This is a genomic window from Binatus soli (SeqCode) (genome assembly GCF_050015535.1).
GTDB classification, from domain to species: Bacteria; Desulfobacterota; Binatia; order Binatales; family Binataceae; genus Binatus; species Binatus soli.
Window position 1 is genome coordinate 71,819 of record NZ_JBEKBF010000002.1, and the last position, 15,630, is coordinate 87,448.

Annotated in this window: 16 protein-coding genes; 12 read left to right on the forward strand and 4 right to left on the reverse strand. The window is 60.1% G+C overall.

The genetic code is table 11. The features are described from left to right. Positions 1-17 precede the first annotated feature (17 nt). Positions 18-1,244 carry a hypothetical protein gene (locus ABR989_RS01820; protein WP_428125360.1) on the reverse strand — a complete coding sequence of 409 codons (1,227 nt, stop codon included), beginning with the start codon at positions 1,242-1,244 and terminating at the stop codon, positions 18-20. 764 nt (positions 1,245-2,008) lie between these two features. On the opposite strand from ABR989_RS01820, the gene ABR989_RS01825 reads away from it, so the two are divergent. Both ABR989_RS01825 and ABR989_RS01830 read left to right on the forward strand, forming a co-directional pair. Continuing rightward, entirely contained in the window at positions 2,009-2,323 is a 315-nt protein-coding gene (locus tag ABR989_RS01825) for a hypothetical protein (protein ID WP_428125361.1), read from the forward strand. Further along, positions 2,298-3,155 carry a prephenate dehydratase gene (locus tag ABR989_RS01830; RefSeq protein WP_428125363.1) on the forward strand — a complete coding sequence of 286 codons (858 nt, stop codon included), beginning with the start codon at positions 2,298-2,300 and terminating at the stop codon, positions 3,153-3,155. The genes ABR989_RS01825 and ABR989_RS01830 overlap by 26 nt, the downstream gene beginning before the upstream one ends. On the opposite strand, the gene ABR989_RS01835 is transcribed toward ABR989_RS01830, so the two are convergent. Beyond that, complete coding sequence (locus ABR989_RS01835; protein WP_428125364.1) at positions 3,079-3,486, reverse strand: toll/interleukin-1 receptor domain-containing protein; 408 nt, start codon at positions 3,484-3,486, stop codon at positions 3,079-3,081. The two genes, ABR989_RS01830 and ABR989_RS01835, sit on opposite strands and share 77 nt — an antisense overlap. Before the next feature lie 234 nt (positions 3,487-3,720). Here ABR989_RS01835 and pheA point away from each other — a divergent pair, with 234 nt between their 5' ends. The 10 genes from pheA to ABR989_RS01885 all read left to right on the forward strand — a co-directional run bounded on the left by pheA (position 3,721) and on the right by ABR989_RS01885 (position 13,773). Continuing rightward, the gene (gene pheA / locus ABR989_RS01840) at positions 3,721-4,860 is read left to right on the forward strand and encodes a prephenate dehydratase (protein ID WP_428125365.1); all 1,140 of its coding nucleotides are present in this window, start codon (positions 3,721-3,723) and stop codon (positions 4,858-4,860) included. A 66-nt stretch (positions 4,861-4,926) separates the two neighbouring features. Then, entirely contained in the window at positions 4,927-6,033 is a 1,107-nt protein-coding gene (gene hisC / locus ABR989_RS01845) for a histidinol-phosphate transaminase (RefSeq protein WP_428125366.1), read from the forward strand. Further along, positions 6,030-6,491, forward strand: a complete 462-nt coding sequence (locus ABR989_RS01850) for a DUF1648 domain-containing protein (protein WP_428125367.1) — start codon at positions 6,030-6,032, stop codon at positions 6,489-6,491. The genes hisC and ABR989_RS01850 overlap by 4 nt, the downstream gene beginning before the upstream one ends. Beyond that, positions 6,491-7,354, forward strand: a complete 864-nt coding sequence (locus tag ABR989_RS01855; RefSeq protein ID WP_428125368.1) for a prephenate dehydrogenase — start codon at positions 6,491-6,493, stop codon at positions 7,352-7,354. The genes ABR989_RS01850 and ABR989_RS01855 overlap by 1 nt, the downstream gene beginning before the upstream one ends. Continuing rightward, positions 7,351-8,049, forward strand: coding sequence for a (d)CMP kinase (gene cmk / locus ABR989_RS01860; RefSeq protein WP_428125369.1), 699 nt, complete (start codon positions 7,351-7,353; stop codon positions 8,047-8,049). Before ABR989_RS01855 ends, cmk begins: the two co-directional genes overlap by 4 nt. 106 nt (positions 8,050-8,155) lie before the next feature. After that, positions 8,156-9,841: a 30S ribosomal protein S1 gene (locus tag ABR989_RS01865; protein ID WP_428125370.1), complete on the forward strand. Its 1,686-nt coding sequence runs from the start codon at positions 8,156-8,158 to the stop codon at positions 9,839-9,841. 48 nt (positions 9,842-9,889) lie between these two features. Next, positions 9,890-10,186 (forward strand): integration host factor subunit beta, encoded by a 297-nt coding sequence (locus tag ABR989_RS01870; protein ID WP_428125371.1) that lies wholly within the window; start codon positions 9,890-9,892, stop codon positions 10,184-10,186. Next, positions 10,161-10,724, forward strand: coding sequence for an HIT family protein (locus ABR989_RS01875; RefSeq protein WP_428125372.1), 564 nt, complete (start codon positions 10,161-10,163; stop codon positions 10,722-10,724). The genes ABR989_RS01870 and ABR989_RS01875 overlap by 26 nt, the downstream gene beginning before the upstream one ends. A 29-nt stretch (positions 10,725-10,753) precedes the next feature. Beyond that, positions 10,754-12,163: a magnesium chelatase ATPase subunit I gene (locus ABR989_RS01880; protein ID WP_428125373.1), complete on the forward strand. Its 1,410-nt coding sequence runs from the start codon at positions 10,754-10,756 to the stop codon at positions 12,161-12,163. 11 nt (positions 12,164-12,174) lie between these two features. Further along, the gene (locus ABR989_RS01885) at positions 12,175-13,773 is read left to right on the forward strand and encodes a VWA domain-containing protein (RefSeq protein WP_428125375.1); all 1,599 of its coding nucleotides are present in this window, start codon (positions 12,175-12,177) and stop codon (positions 13,771-13,773) included. A 27-nt stretch (positions 13,774-13,800) separates the two neighbouring features. On the opposite strand, the gene ABR989_RS01890 is transcribed toward ABR989_RS01885, so the two are convergent. Together ABR989_RS01890 and ABR989_RS01895 are read right to left on the reverse strand one after the other, a co-directional pair. Continuing rightward, positions 13,801-14,682, reverse strand: coding sequence for a DUF7226 domain-containing protein (locus ABR989_RS01890; RefSeq protein ID WP_428125376.1), 882 nt, complete (start codon positions 14,680-14,682; stop codon positions 13,801-13,803). A gap of 18 nt (positions 14,683-14,700) precedes the next feature. Continuing rightward, complete coding sequence (locus tag ABR989_RS01895) at positions 14,701-15,594, reverse strand: DNA adenine methylase (RefSeq protein WP_428125377.1); 894 nt, start codon at positions 15,592-15,594, stop codon at positions 14,701-14,703. Between the last annotated feature and the right edge of the window lie 36 nt (positions 15,595-15,630).

Here is a 15,630-nt window from a genome sequence, read left to right on the forward strand (position 1 = left end):
CTCAGAAACGGCGCGAGCTACTGGGAGCCGCAGAGGGTTCCGTTGATGTCGCATTGGGGCTTGATGCCGCGATCGCGCTGCTGTTGGTCCAGTGCAAAGATCGCCTTATTGGTCTTCGCGCTCGGGTCGCATTCGCATAGCTGGCTCGCGCAGCAACTACATTGAGCGGCAGTTTCGGCTTTGACTATTTCCGAAATGTCGCATCCCGCCAGCCCCGAGCATGCGGTGCTCACCAAGTCCCTGTCGTTGCATTCGTCAGTGCATAGCGTGGCGTCGCAGGTGAAACCCGCCTGAGCCCCTTTCGGTTGCAGGCAACTGTGGTACTCGTCGCAGACCTTGGCGCAGTCAACGCCGCTGTCGGGCGGCAGTATCGTGACGCCGGGCACATACAGCGGGCATCCGAGTCCGCCGGGCGCGTCCGGCAGGCATGCTCCCGGACTGGGAACGGCGGCAGGAGCAGCATCGCGCGCATCCGCGGCGAGGGCGGGCGTGACGGGCGTGGCCGTTGGCGTCGCGGCGGGCGCATAAGCGGCCGACCATACGAGGTCATCGCCGAGCGTGCACGCCTGGTCATTCTGGCCGACCTGATAAGGACCGTTGAAGACCGGACAAGAGCATTTGACAATCCCCGCCTGGCCAGTTGTGAAACACGGCGCCGTCATGCATCCGGCGTACGGCGCATTCGAGCAATTGGTCTGGCCGATTCCGTTCTCGGGGACACAATCGAAGCTGAAGGTGGAGTATATGCTCGACCCGGGAATCAAATTCCCCTGATTGACGTTCGCGCATACCGGGGCCGAGTTGAGCGTCGCGCAGAGGCTGCCGTCGGCGCCGCATTGAGCGATGGTGTTCTCATATACCGCGTGGTTCAGGATGGCGTTGATGTCCACGAAGTACACGCCGTAGGGAATGTCGAAGCATTGGCAGTTGGCGTAGTTGCCGTCGGCGGTCAATGTGCAGGACAGGTCTTCGGAACCGGAGCTTGGTCCCGAGTAATAGCAGAGCGCGAAGGGTCCCCCTCTGCACGGCACGAAATTGCTCGACGCCAGAGTGATGTCGGCGTAGGCGGGGCCGAAGCTGGTCGTCCAGTTGGAGGGGTTGCTCCAGAACGCATGCGAATTGGGGACAAAGTGAACGATTCCCGGTGCCGTTGCCGGCGTTGCCTGCGATCCTCCGCTGCCGTTGCATCCCGCCGCCGGGATCATCACAAGTACAAGGAGAAGAGCTGGGGAATAACGTTTCATGCATCAGATAGTTTGCAATCGGCAACTACGAGTCAAGGCAGGGGTGACCCCTGCGCCCAATGTTAAGACCGCGCTCCGTTGTCGCGCGCGGCCCCTGCCGCGGGCGCGGGTGAGCCCTGCACCCAGTGAAAAGTGAAAAGTGAAAAGTGAAGATGCGGGCTTCGCCCTGTTAGAAGGGTAAGGGGGAAGAGGTTGTTCTCCGTCCGAGATACCTCGCCCGTTCAGTTACGGGAGAGGTAAAAAGTGGGGGTCCTCGGCTTCGCGCGGGATGACGGCGAGGAGGGATGGGACGCGAGAGGAACTTGGAATTCGGACCCTCACCCGACGCTCGACGACTCGCGTCGGCCTCTCGCTGTCAGGGCGAGGCAAGAATTCACAGAATAGCCAGCAAAGTTCAGGGCCGAGCAGTTCAGCCTTACGTGATGTCACAGACTGGGCCAAAATCCACCAGCGCTACGTCGAGGAGAGAATGTGTCTAATGCCCGTTAGACTACTGCCTGTGTCGATCCTGCTACCATTCTGGTAGGGTTGTGCCAGCGCTGGCACGCTGGGTGGCAGGCACGCTTGGAAACCGCTAAAATCAGAGATTGGGTTGGCTTGACACCGCCAACGGTATTTATGATATGTTGCGCCAACGTCACTATAACGCCGGTGACGGGTACTAACGGTTACGCCGCTTTCAGCCAGACTAGGAAGGAAATTCCATCATGGAGCGTGTACGCGCCCCTGCGGTTTTAGGTAAGAGAGTTCTGAGCACAAGCACGATGATTCTGCTGGCCGCAGCCATCGCGACGTTCGCGTGGTCAGGCATGGCGGCGGCAGAGTCCGAAGAGGCCGGGACGGAGTTGCAGAATTATTTCAGCAACGCCAACACCACCGGCGGACAGGCCTACGTCAATATCATTGCTCCCCTCGAGGGAGATCCAACGGCCACGGCCCCCTACGCGATAGCGGGCGAAACTTGCGCGATGATCTACGTCTTCAATACCGAGCAGGCGATGCAGGCCTGCTGCGGATGCCCGCAGAATTATTTCAGCAACGCCAACGGAGGGTATGGACCTTCAACCCTTACGTCATAAAATTATGCTCACAACTGAAATCGCCTATCTTGGTCCTCAAGGGACGTTCGCTCATTTGGTGGCCGAAAAACGTTACCGAGGACGGACCCTGATTCCTCAAAACTCGATCGATGATGTGTTCCGATACGTCCAAGCTGATCCTGGGCGAAAGGGAATTGTCCCCATTGAGAACTCTTCCGGAGGAACGATTTACGAGACCGTTGATCACCTCATAGATCGGTCGTGCACTCTGTCCATTCAGGAGGAGTTGTCGATTAAGGTCAGGCTTGCCCTGCTCGGCCACAAACGAGAGAGCGTTCGGGTTTTGTATTCTCACTTCGCGCCTTTTCATCACTGCGACGGATGGATCAAGGAAAACTTCCCGGATGTGGAGCGTCGAGAAACAAAAAGCACAGCAGAAGCCGCAAAGCTTGCCTCATCCGAGAATAATGCCGCCGCCCTCGGGACGCGCGATGCTGCGCATGTGTACAATTTGGATATCCTGCATTTTCCAGTAACCGAAGATGTACCTAACGTCACTCAATTCTTCTCGTTGGGGCATAAGACAGTCGATCCGCGATTGTGCAAAAAAACAAGTATTGTTGCATCACTGCGCAACGCCCCTGGTAGCCTGGTCGCGTTTTTAGAACCGTTCTCCAAGGCGGGCGTCAACCTCACAAGGATCGTGTCTCGTCCAGTTGCCGGGCATCCGAACACGTATGTTTTTTTTGTGGACATTGCGGGCACCGTGAACGATCCGACTATAAAACGGGCACTTACTTCCGCTGGCAAGGTATCACGGTATATCCGGGTTGTCGGGACATATCCGATTCATCCCAGCTACACGTCATAATTTCTGGTAGCGCTATCACGAGGTGCAAAAGCGCTTTGTCCTCCTCTTCGGGCGGGGCGTTGCCGCGAACGAGCGCGCGGGGAGCCAGTGCCGCATCGAATTCGCTCACACAGTAGCGCCGCGTGAAATAGGTCTCGTCGGCAAAGACGACCACAACATTCGCGGCTAGCAGCGCCTCGGCAATTTCGGTGGGAAATTGATCGAGGGGTTCAATGTCATTCAGATCCAAAAAGGCTGGCACACCGGCCCCGTAGAGTTCCCCGTGCAACGCCTCGGCATAGACTCGGCTCGTCTTGCGCGCGTATGAGATGAAGATAGGATGATCGGCCATGGAACCCCCCGGGCGGCGTCGGCCTCTCCCTGTCAGGGCGAGGCAGGTAAAGAATGCGGACGCGGAATCCTGAATCGCGCGGCAGGGGTGACCCCTGGCCGTGGCGACGGCAGCGCAGTATTAAGCCGTTGGCAGGGGCCGCGCCCGCCAACGGCGGGCGGCCTTAACACTGGGTGCAGGGGTCACCCCTGTGCGTTGAAAAGGGGCGGGCAGTAGGGTAGCCATTCTGGTTCGATGTCGTCACGGACAGCCAGGAAGCCGACCGCGGCCGGCGCCGCCGCGGAGCCGCCGTCCATAGAGACTCTGCGCGCGCGGATGGACGAGATAAACCTCAAGATCCTGCGGCTGGTGTCGTTGCGGGCCAGCCTCGCGGTGGAGATCGGCCGGCTCAAGCACAATAACGGCGGCGAGGTTTATCAGCCGGTGCGCGAGCTCGCGATTATCGAAAAGATGATCGCCGAAAACCAGGGGCCGCTCACCGACGAGCAGGTCAAGCGAATTTATGTCGAGATAATTTCGGCCTGCCGCGCGCTCGAGCACGAGCCGCGGGTGGCCTTCCTCGGCCCGGAGCATACCTACTCGCACGAGGCGGCGCGGATGCGGTTTGGATCGAGCGTGGAGCTGATGCCGCTGGAGTCGTTCGCGGCGGTGTTCCAGGCGATCGAGAACGGACGCGCGGATTTCGGCGTGGTGCCGGTGGAGAACTCGACCGAAGGATCGGTGACGCTGACGCTCGATCTGCTGATCGACACGGCGCTGGTGATAATCGGCGAAATCCTGCTGCCGGTGCGGCCCTCAATAATGTCGCTCAGCGGCAAGCGCGAAGCAGTAACCAGGATAATTGCGCATCAGCAGTTGCTCGCGCAGTGCCGCGGCTACCTGAGCGCGAATTTCCCCAATTGCGAGACCGAGGCGGTCGCGTCGAACGGGCTGGCGGCCCAGCGCGCGGCGGCTGACGGGTCGCTCGCGGCGATCGCGTCGGCGGCGGCGGGCGAGGCGTACGGGCTCAGGACGATTGCGTCGAACGTGCAGGACCTTGCGACCAACATGACGCGATTTATCGTGATGGGGACGCGGCCGGTGGAGCGGTCGGGGCCGGGGCGTGCGGACAAGACGACGCTGCTGTTCGCGGTTGCGGACCGGGTGGGCACGCTCAACCAGGCGCTGAACCTGTTTGCGCGCAACGCGATCAATATATCGAAGATCGAATCGCGTCCGATCCGGGCGCGGCCGTGGGAGTACCTGTTCTTCGTTGACGTCATGGGGCATCGTGACGACCCCAAGCTGGCCCGCGCGATCAAGTCGCTGGAGCGCAAGGCCCTATTCTTGAAGGTCTTAGGATCGTATCCTGAAGGCAGGTCGGCCGCTGCCTGAGCCGGGCAGCCGGGAAAGCGCTTTTACTTTTTCACTTTCCAATCTTTTCACCGCCGTTCACCTACTTTGATAAAAGCTCAAGATCTCGTACATCCATCGGTCGCCGCGCTTGCTCCTTACGAGCCGGGCAAGCCGATTGAGGAGCTGCAACGCGAACTCGGAATCGACGATCCGGTAAAGCTGGCGTCGAACGAGAATCCGCTGGGGCCGTCGCCGCGCGCGATAGAGGCGATCAAGGCGGCGCTGCCGGAGCTGAATCGCTATCCCGACGGCGCGAGCTACGAGCTGCGGCGCAAAATCGCGGCGTATCACAAGATTGGAGTGGAGCGGGTATTCGCGGCGTCGGGATCGGTCGAGGTGCTCAACCTGCTCGCGTTTCTTTATCTGCGGCCGGGACTGAACTCGGTTTACTCGGAGCATTCGTTCGCTATTTATCCGCTGGCGACGGCGGCCGCCGGCGGGGCGCATCGCGTGGCCAGGACCATCGACGGATTCTCGCACGACCTCGAGGCGATGGCGGCGGCGATCGACGGCAACACGCGAATAGTTTTTCTCGGCAATCCGAACAATCCGACCGGCACGATTTACCGGCGCGCGGAATGGAAGCGGTTTTTGGAGCGCGTTCCGGAAAACGTGGTGATCGTCGCCGACGAGGCGTACTTCGAATTCGTGCGCGACCCGCATTATCCCGACTCGATGGAGAACCACGACGATCACCGGCTGATAATCACGCTCCGGACGTTCTCGAAAATTTTCGGGCTGGCGGGAATCCGGGTCGGATACGCGGTGGCGCGGCCCGACATGATCCAGATGTTGCATAACGTGCGCCAGCCGTTCAACGTGACGTCGCTTGCGCAGGTGGCGGCGATCGCGGGGATGGACGACCGGGCGCATATCGCCAGAACGCTGCAAGTCAACGCGGAGGGGATGGATTACCTGGAGGGCGAGTTTCGGCGGCTCAAGGCGCCGTTCGTGCCGAGTCACGCGAATTTCTTCCTGGTCGAGGTGGGAGACGGGCGCGCAGTGTACGAAAAGCTGCTGCGCAAGGGCGTGATCGTGCGCGCGATGAATGGTTACGGGTATCCGCGCCACGTGCGAATCAGCGTTGGGCTGCCGGAGGAGAATCGGCGGCTGGTGGCGGCGCTCGGCGAAGTGATGGGCGGGCAGTCGTGAAGAATCTAAATCCAGACTGGATCGCGCGTGCGTTGATTGTCGCCATGTTCGCGGCCGCGATATGGTCGTGGCCGACGGCGCCGGCGCGGATTCCGATCCACTGGAGCCTCGCGGGGCAGATCGACGGCTACGGGTCGAAATTCGTCGGGCTGCTGCTGACGCCGATCGTCGCGCTGGCGGGGTACGCGCTTATCGGGCTGACGGCGGTGGTCCGGCCCGGGCAATTCGAAGGGCGGGTGATGAGTGCGCTATCGTGGTTCAGGCTCGCGTATGTGATCGTGATGGCGGGAGCCTTCGGCGTGATCGTCGCCGATGCTCGCGGCGCGAATCTCAACATGAATTACGTAATGCTTCCCGTGCTCGCACTTATGATGATCGCGAGCGCCAACCTGCTGGTGCAATTGAGCCGGCTCAAAATGTCGAAGACGGCGCCGCCGGGCGGCGGAGTCCAAGCGTGATGGCGCAGCTATTTCGGCAAATGACCGTGTGCGGAGTGGGCCTGATTGGAGGCTCGCTCGCGTCGATCGCGCGGCACGCGGGCCTGGTGGGCAAAGTGGTCGGGCTGGGACGGACGCAGGCGAACCTGGACGTTGCGGTCGAGCGCGGGATGATCGACGTCGCGAGCAGGGACCCGGTCGAGGCGGCGCGCGGTGCGGACCTGATCGTGCTGGCGGTGCCGATACTGACGATGCGATCGACGCTGGAAAAAATGATCGAACACACGGCGCCGGACGCGGTGGTGACCGACGTCGGCAGCGTGAAGGGATACGTGGTGCGCGAGCTGGAGCCGCTGATCACGGGAAAGAGATCGCTCGTCGCGGCGCATCCGGTGGCCGGCAAGGAAACGACGGGCGCGGCGGCGGCGGACCCGGCACTGTTCAGGGACCGGCGCGTGATAATCACGCCGTCGGCGAAGAGCACGCCCGCGGCGATCGAAAAAATCGAGCAGCTATGGGACGAGACCGGCGCGTGCGTCGAGATGATGGACGCTCGGACGCACGACGAGATCCTTGCGCGCTCGAGTCATCTGCCGCAGATAGTATCGAGCGTGCTGGCGGCCTCGCTGGCGGGCGAGAAGGTCGGGGACAAGCTGGCGGCGGAATACGGCGCGGGGGGACTGCGCGATACGACGCGGCTGGCGGGGTCGTCGTGGGAAGTATGGCGCGACATTTTTGTGACGAATCGCGAGGCGATCGCGGCGGCGCTGAAACTCTACGGCGGGACGTTCGCGGAGTTTGAGGCTCTGGTCGAGGCCGGCGACATGGAAGGAGTCGAGAAGATTTTCAATCGCGGCAGGGCGATGCGGGAAGAGATCAGGTGAATCCGAAGCGGCCAATAATTGCGATCGACGGGCCGGTCGGAGCGGGAAAATCCGTGGCGGCGCGCGCGCTCGCGCGCGAGCTTGGGTTCTCGTACCTGAACACGGGCGCGATGTATCGCGCGGTCGCTTTAGCGGCGCGCGCGGCGGGAGTCGGCCCGGACGACGCAAACGTCGAAGCGCTTCTCAGGCCGGTGCTGGTGGCGATAAAGATCAAGTTCGATGGCGACAAGATAATGCTCAACGGCCGCGACGTGAGCGCGTCGGTAGGCGAGCCGGAAATCGGCGACCTGGCGTCGCGGTTCTCGGCGCTCGGCGCGGTGCGCGCGCGGATGCGCGAGTTGCAGCGCGCGGCGGGTGCGGACGGGGCAGTGGTGATGGAAGGACGCGATATCGGCACGGCGATCTTTCCCGACGCCGAGTTCAAGTTCTTTCTCGATGCGGACGTGAAGACGCGAGCGCATCGCAGATTTGAAGAACTCAAGGGCAAGGGCGCGTCGATCACGGAGCCTGAAGTGCTCGAACAGCTGCTCGAGCGCGACCGCCGCGACCGCGGGCGCGAGCTGGCGCCGCTCAAGCGCGCGGACGATGCGATGCTGATCGATTCAACGAAACTTTCAATCGACGCGGTGGTCGCGGCGATGAAGGCGCAGATTAACGCTCGAATCAACGCCGGCAAGGACTTGAAACGAGCGTAGCCCGGTTGTAAGGATTGCACAGCCCCGAAGTCCCGGAAGGTCCCACTAAATGGAGAAAGCGTTGCCTGAACAGATGAGCGGAGGAGAAAATGACTTTGAGTCGTTGATGGAAGAGAGTTTAAAGGCTCCCCGTCCCGGCGATGTGCTGGTTGGAAGAGTGCTTCTGATCACGCGCGACAGCGTCATCATCGACATCAACTACAAGTGCGAAGGGCAGGTCCCCCTCGCCGAATTCCTTGACCATGAGGGCCATCCGACGGTCAGGGAGGGCGACGAGGTTGACGTGTATTTCGAAGGCGCCGAGACCGAAAACGGCACGGTGATGCTTTCGCACGCGAAGGCCGAGAAGTTCAAAGTCTGGCGCGAACTCGACAAGGCGTTTCAGTCGGAGACGCCGGTCGAGGGCGTGGTGCTCGGCAAAGTCAAAGGCGGACTGAAAGTCGATATCGGGGTGCCGGCGTTCCTGCCGGGATCGCATGTCGATATTCGTCCGGCGCGCAATCTGGACAGATACGTGGGACAGCGCGGCCGCTTCCGAATCCTGAAGTTCAATCGCGCGCGCGGCAACGTGGTGGTCTCGCGGCGCAGCGTGCTCGAGCGCGAGCGCGCATCGCTCAAGGAACAGACGCTCAAGGTGCTCGAAGAGGGCGTGATCCTCGAAGGCACCGTGAAGAATATTACCGACTACGGCGCGTTCATCGACTTGGGCGGAATCGACGGGCTGCTGCATATCACGGACATGGCATGGGGCCGATTGCAGCATCCGTCGGAAGTATTGAAGGTCGGGGACAAGGTCAAGGTCGTCGTACTGAAATACGACGCCGAACGCGAGCGGGTGTCGCTGGGAATGAAGCAGATCATGCCCGACCCGTGGACCAAGGTGGCGGAAGCGTATCCGCCGGGCACGCGAATCAAGGGCAAGGTCGTCAGCGTGACCGACTACGGCGCGTTCGTGGAGATCGAAAAGGGCGTCGAGGGTTTGATCCACGTCTCGGAGATGAGCTGGAGCAAGCGTGCGGTTCATCCGTCGAAGGTCGTGAATTCAGGCGACCTAGTGGAAGTGCAGGTGCTCGGGGTTGACGAGGCGAATCGAAGAATTTCGCTCGGACTCAAGCAGACCGAGGCGAATCCGTGGGAAGAACTCGGGCAGAAGCATCCGATTGGCAGCCGGGTCAAGGGCAAGGTCAAGTCGATCACGGACTTTGGAGTGTTCGTCGAGATCGAGCCGGGGATCGACGGGCTCGTGCACATTTCGGACTTGTCGTGGACCAAGAAGATTCGGCATCCGAGCGAAGTGTGCAAGAAGGGCGACGAGCTGGAGGCGACGGTGCTCGGAATCGACGTCGAGAACGAGCGCGTGAGCCTGGGCGTCAAGCAGCTTTCGACCGACCCGTGGGATACGGTGGCGGAGCGTTACCCGCTGAACACGCGAATTCATGGCAAGGTCAGTTCGGTGGCGGACTTCGGCGTGTTCGTGGAGATCGAGGAAGGAATCGAAGGGCTGATCCATATCTCGCAGCTCAGCAACGAGCGAGTGGACAAGCCGTCGTCGCTGTACAAGGTCGATGACGAGCTGGAGGCGCTGGTCGTGCAAGTCGACCCGAAGGAGCGCCGGATAGGGCTGTCTATCAAGGCGCTCAAGCAGCACGAAGAGCGCGAGGAAATGCAGGCCTACCTCAAGCGCGAGCATGAGGCGGCGCGGTTCTCGATGGAAGATATCCTGAACGAGGAGCTCAAGCTCGATCGCGATGACGGCGAACGGCGCGCGGCGCGCGGCGGCAAAAACAGCTAGGCGGGGAGCGGCTTCGATCAGAGCGTGGCGCGGACGGCGGCGAGATCGATGACCAAGCGGGAAATCATCCAGGAACTACTGGCGCGCCGGCAGAAGTTTACGCATCGCGAGTCAGAGACGATCGTGAATGCGATGTTCGACGCGATGGCCAACTCGCTGACGCGCGGCGAGCGGATCGAAATCCGCGGCTTCGGCAGTTTCGCGGTGAAGCAGCGTCGCGCGCGGCAAGGCCGCAATCCCAAGACCGGACAGTTGGTCAGAGTTGACGCCAAGCAGATTCCGTTCTTCCGGGCGGGCAAGGAACTCCGAATCGAAGTTAATGGCGCCGAAGAAGCGGGTCGCTAAGCGGCGCGACGCGGCGGAGGCTTCCGCGGCAGGTCTGCGGCTGTGGGCGCCGTGGCGGTACGAGTATCTGCGCAGCATCCGCTCCGACCACCAGGCGTGCATCTTCTGTTTCGGCAAGCTGTCCGAGGCTGAACGACGAGAACGCCTGGTTCTGTTCGAGAATCGCGACGTGCTCGTGATGCTCAACAAATATCCCTACAACAACGGACATATCATGGTGGCGCCGCGAAGCCATGTCGCGTCGCCGGAGTTGCTGGCGCGAGCGGATCGAGCGGCGCTTGGCGACGCGGTTGCGGCGTCGATAAAGGCGATGCGCGCGAGTCTGCATCCGGCGGGGTTTAACGTCGGCGCCAACCTGGGCCTGGCCGCGGGGGCGGGATTCGCCGAGCACATGCATTGGCATATCGTTCCGCGCTGGGCCGGCGACAACAATTTTATGCCGGTGCTTGCCTCGACGCGTGTGCTATCACAGAGTTTGGAAGACGGTTATGGACAATTGCGCCCGATTTTCAAAAATCTCGGCGCTGAATTATCTTAAGACCCAGTAATCAACCTGCGGGATTCGCGATGAATGAAAGACTGCTGAAAATCCGGACGCTGGGCGAACTCAAGAGCGCGGGCTACCAGACCATGCCGGTGCGGATGGAGATGCGCAAGAATTTGCTCGAGCGGCTGCGCAGCAAGGAGCAAATCCTGCCGGGGATCGTGGGCTATGAAGAGACGGTAATTCCGGAGATCGAGAACGGCGTGCTCGCGGGACATCATATGATTTTTCTCGGCGAGCGCGGGCAGGCGAAGTCGCGAATAATAAGATCGCTGGTCGGATTGCTGGACGAATATGTGCCGGTGGTCGCGGGATGCGAAATCAGCGACGATCCGTATTCGCCGATATGCCGCCGATGCGTGAAGCTGAAGGAAGAAAAAGGCGACGCGCTCGAGATTGGATGGATCGGACGCGACAGCCGATACGCGGAGAAGCTCGCGACGCCCGACGTTTCGGTGGCGGACCTAATCGGAGAGATCGATCCGATCAAAGTGGCCGAGGGGCGCTACCTGGCCGACGAGGAAACGATCCATTACGGACTGATCCCGCGCACCAATCGCGGCATCTTCGCCATCAACGAGCTGCCCGACCTGACTGAGAAAGTGCAAGTCGGACTGTTCAACCTGATGGAAGAGAAGGACGTCCAGATCAAGGGCTACAAGATTCGGCTGGCGGTCGATGTGGTGTTCGTGGCGAGCGCGAATCCGGAGGACTACACATCGCGCGGGCGAATTATCACGCCGCTCAAGGATCGTTTCGACGTCCAGATTCGCACCCATTATCCGAAGACGATCGAGCACGAGATAGCGATCATGGAGCAGGAAGCGGCGCATCTGCCGCGCACGGGCGTGGAGGTGCGGATTCCGCAGTTCATGAAGGACATCCTGGCGCAGATTACGTTCGAGGCGAGGGCGTCGAACGAGATCAACCAATCGTCGGGGGTGTCGGTGCGCGTTACGATCAACAATTTCGAATCGGCGATTTCCAACGCGGAGAAGCGCGCGGTGCGAAACGCGGAGAACGAGATCGTGCCGCGGATTTCGGATTTGCATTCGCTGTACGCGTCGACAGCCGGGAAGATCGAGCTCGAGTACGTCGGCGAAGACAAGAAGGAAGACGATTTGATCGAGCGGCTGATCAACCGCGCGGTGCTGAAGGTTTTCGACAGGTATTTGAAGCTCGACGACTTGAAGAAGGTCTCGAGCTACTTCGAGCAGGGCTGGGGGGTCGAGGTTTCGGACAGCGCGCCGTCGTCGGAATACATGGAGCCGCTGCGCGAAGTGACGGGACTGCGCGAAGTGATCGCGCTGCTGGGACCGTTCGAGACGCCGGGGCTGATGGCGGCGGCGAGCGAGTTTATTTTCGAGGGCCTGCATCTGCATCAGAAGCTCAACAAGGATCGCCAGGGCGGGCGCTTCGCCTATCACGCATGACGCGCAGGGAATTGAGCACGGTCAGCACCCGCTACACGCAGTGGGACGGGACGCAGCGGCTCAAGCTCGACGCCGACAAGGTGTTCGAGAAGCTGGCGGAGTATCTGTCGTTCACCGACGACGTGCGCCAGGCGATGGACTGGATGATGCGGCAGGGAATGGAATTTGACGGCGTGCGGGTGATGGGGCTGGAGGAGTTTATCGAGCAACTGCGGCAGGAGATGCGCCAGCGCTATCGCGACTTCAACCTGAAGAACGCGCTCTCCGAGATGGAGCAGAAGCTCGAGGACATTTTGAATCGCGAGCGGGCCAAGCTGGAATCGCTCAAAGGGCAAAAGCCCGGCGTCGAGGAAAAACAGCGCGAGTTGTCGCGCATGCCGCGGCGGCTGTCGGAGGCGATGCGCAAGCTGGAGAGCCACGAATTCGAGGACGCGCAGGCGAAGGCGGACTTCGACGCGCTGCTCGAGGAATATGAAAATATCCGCGACCTCGAGAATTTCCGCGATCGCAATCAGCACATGTTCCACGGTCCGAAGAGTCTCGGCTATGACGACGCGCTCCGGTTGATGCGCGAAATGGAGCGGATGCGCCAGCTCGAACAGGACCTGATGTCGGGCAACTTCGACACGATCTCGATGGAAGACCTGCAGCAGATTTTAGGCCAGCAGGCCGGCAAAGATTTTCAAAATCTCAGGCAGGTGATGGTGCTGCTGACGCAGTCGGGCTACATGGCGCCGAAGGGCGATCATTTCCAGCTCTCGCCCAGGGGCGTGCGGCGAATCGGGCAACTGGCGCTGCGCGACATTTACCAGAACCTGTTGAAGGACCGTTCGGGCGGCCACCTGACCGACCATCGCGGCGTCACCGAGATGCGTCCGGAGCAGACCAAGCCGTACGCGTTCGGCGATCCGCTGAATCTGAACCTGGTCGCGACGCTGAAGCATGCGCTGGCGCGCAAGGCGGGCGTTCCGCTGGAGCTGCGGCCGGAAGATTTCGAGATTTACGAAAGCGATTACGCCAGTTCCTCGTCGACGGTGCTGTGTCTGGACATGTCGTGGTCGATGAGCTGGGAAGGGCGATTTGCGGCGGCGAAGAAAGTCGCGATGGCGATGGAGACGCTGATTCGTTCGAAGTTCCCGCGCGACTTTTTTGCGATCGTCGGTTTTTATACGCGCGCGGTTGAGTTGAAGCTCAAGGATCTGGCCGAAGCGTCGTGGAACATGGGCGATCCGTTCACCAACCTGCAGGACGGGTTGCGGCTCGCTTCGGATTTGCTGGGGCGCCATCCGTCACGCAATCAGCACATCATCGTGATCACCGACGGGCAGCCGACCGCGTACTTCCTGAACAAGCGGCTGTACTGCGAATGGCCGCTGTCGTTCGGCGGCATCAGCATGCGCGCCGCGCAGGAGACGCTGAAGGAAGTCGAGCGGATCACGCGCCAGGGAATCACGATCAACACGTTCATGCTTGACGATTCGCCGAGTCTGCGCGCATTCGTGGACAAGATGACGCAGATCAATCGAGGCCGCGCGCTGTTCACCCGTCCCGACCGTCTCGGCGAATACATGCTGGTCGATTATCTTGCCAAGAAGCGCAAGCGTGTCTGACGATAGGTGGTGAGAGTGCCGATTCGCTTAGATGATGGTGGGAACGCGCTTACATTCGATATCATAGAGGTTGGCGCGCAACTCGATGGCTGGGTCGATATTGCGTGCAACCAGCACGCCTCTTACCGCGTCCGCCGACAGGCCATGAATTACAGCTAGCATATGTTTGTATTTGACAGCCTGAAGAAGGCCTGGCAAATCGTGGGGTCCAACGTCGACCTCTACTTCCACGACATAGAATCGTTTCTTCTCATCTAGAAACAAAACGTCCGCTCTATCATTGGTCGGAAAAGGATACTCGACCTGAATCAGGGTCAAGCGTTCGCCCAAGTGACGCAATGGATCTTGAGAGATGGCCATTTTGAGGCCTCTATGTATGGGTCCTTCCTCTCGTCCGCGATAAGCCGCGTATTCTTCATTTGCATCTGCAGCGGCCTTTCTAGCGAGAGATGACGGATCCAGTGGATCAAAATCTGAAACATCTCTTATCCAAGTACGTATCGTCCGAGCTCTTCGCGGAATGGTCGCTCCAGATGACGTCGACTTCTCTCGCAGAAATTGCGATACAACCACTTGGCTAAGTTCCTCAGGGCGTCGATCACGCAATAGCGACCTAATGATTGGCGTGTTCAACACAGCCTCTTTCAGGAGTCGTCTGCGGTCCTGCACACGGGTCGCTTCCATCAAGGCCTTTCCCGCGTCTGTAAACTGGACTGTTCCACCGCCTATCACAGCTAGACCGAGTATTCTTGCGGCATGCTCGTAGTAATCGACTTGGCGCCGGACAATTCCTAACTCTTTCGCAATTTTCTCTTTGTTCTGCGATTCGTCATTCCACAGTACTGCGAGGAGCTTGACGACCAGATCAAGGGTGTCGGCCTGCGGCACGTCAAGCGATGAAATCTTCATACGGTTGGATCCTATTGGCTATTGTTTGCTGAGGATTACAACTTCGTCTACGACCCCTCTCTTCGCACCGTTGCAATTTATGGCGCGGCGCGCTTTGACTTTTTCGATTTGGAAGTCTCGATACAGCACGCGGATTCGACGCGTATCGCTGTTGCTCAGCATCACGGAGCTTCCTCTGGCGGCAAGTTTCGCGAAGGTGACCGAGAGCCTCTGCTGATCATCTACTCCAAAGACATTTCCTCTGGTGCGCTGAGACATAGGATTGCGCATGGCGTAGCCGGTAAAGCTGGCAGTTCCGGACACTGGGTAATACGGAGGATCGAAATAGACAAAATCGGCCGACGAGACATGGCTTTCGATTTCAGCAAAGTCGCACTGAAGAAAAGTTGTCTGTTGCAGCGAATCGCTCGCAGCGCGAAGGCTCTCTTCGTCAAAGATCCGGGGCTTTACATACGAACCGATCGGGACGTTGAACTGACCTTCCGAATTAACCCGATACAAGCCATTGAAACACGTTTTGTTGAGATAAATCAGACGGGCAGCGCGTTCGACATCTCCCAATTCCCCGGGCTTCTGTTGCCGAACGTGGTAATAGTGCTCCTTTCCGTGCGATTGCTGGTGCTCCTGTAGTAACGGGAGCAGTTGCTCCAACTTATCTCGCACGATGATATAGGCATTCACTAGTTCCGGGTTGGAATCAGCGAGAATGGCGGGGAAAAAACCGCGCGTCCTACGGAGATGAAAGAAGAGTGCGCCGCTTCCGACGAACGGCTCTGCGTAGGCGTTGAAGTCGTCAGGCAGGAATCTCTCAAGTTGAGACAGGAGTTGCGTCTTGCCTCCTGCCCATTTGAGGAATGGAGCACCCTCATCGAGATCGGACGCAAAGGGCGCCAGTTCAGGCTTCGCAATCAACGACCTTCCTCCCCGCTATCAGCCATGAACCGTTCG

Coding starts and splice junctions, on each gene's coding strand:
- ABR989_RS01875 (WP_428125372.1), top strand. CDS start 10,161: ATGGCGCCGAAGAAGCGGGTCGCTAAGCGGCGCGACGCGGCGGAGGCT.
- ABR989_RS01830 (WP_428125363.1), top strand. CDS start 2,298: ATGGACCTTCAACCCTTACGTCATAAAATTATGCTCACAACTGAAATC.
- ABR989_RS01865 (WP_428125370.1), top strand. CDS start 8,156: ATGGAAGAGAGTTTAAAGGCTCCCCGTCCCGGCGATGTGCTGGTTGGA.
- ABR989_RS01880 (WP_428125373.1), top strand. CDS start 10,754: ATGAATGAAAGACTGCTGAAAATCCGGACGCTGGGCGAACTCAAGAGC.
- pheA (WP_428125365.1), top strand. CDS start 3,721: ATGTCGTCACGGACAGCCAGGAAGCCGACCGCGGCCGGCGCCGCCGCG.
- ABR989_RS01835 (WP_428125364.1), bottom strand. CDS start 3,486: ATGGCCGATCATCCTATCTTCATCTCATACGCGCGCAAGACGAGCCGA.
- ABR989_RS01855 (WP_428125368.1), top strand. CDS start 6,491: ATGGCGCAGCTATTTCGGCAAATGACCGTGTGCGGAGTGGGCCTGATT.
- ABR989_RS01890 (WP_428125376.1), bottom strand. CDS start 14,682: ATGAAGATTTCATCGCTTGACGTGCCGCAGGCCGACACCCTTGATCTG.
- ABR989_RS01820 (WP_428125360.1), bottom strand. CDS start 1,244: ATGAAACGTTATTCCCCAGCTCTTCTCCTTGTACTTGTGATGATCCCG.
- ABR989_RS01825 (WP_428125361.1), top strand. CDS start 2,009: ATGATTCTGCTGGCCGCAGCCATCGCGACGTTCGCGTGGTCAGGCATG.
- ABR989_RS01870 (WP_428125371.1), top strand. CDS start 9,890: ATGACCAAGCGGGAAATCATCCAGGAACTACTGGCGCGCCGGCAGAAG.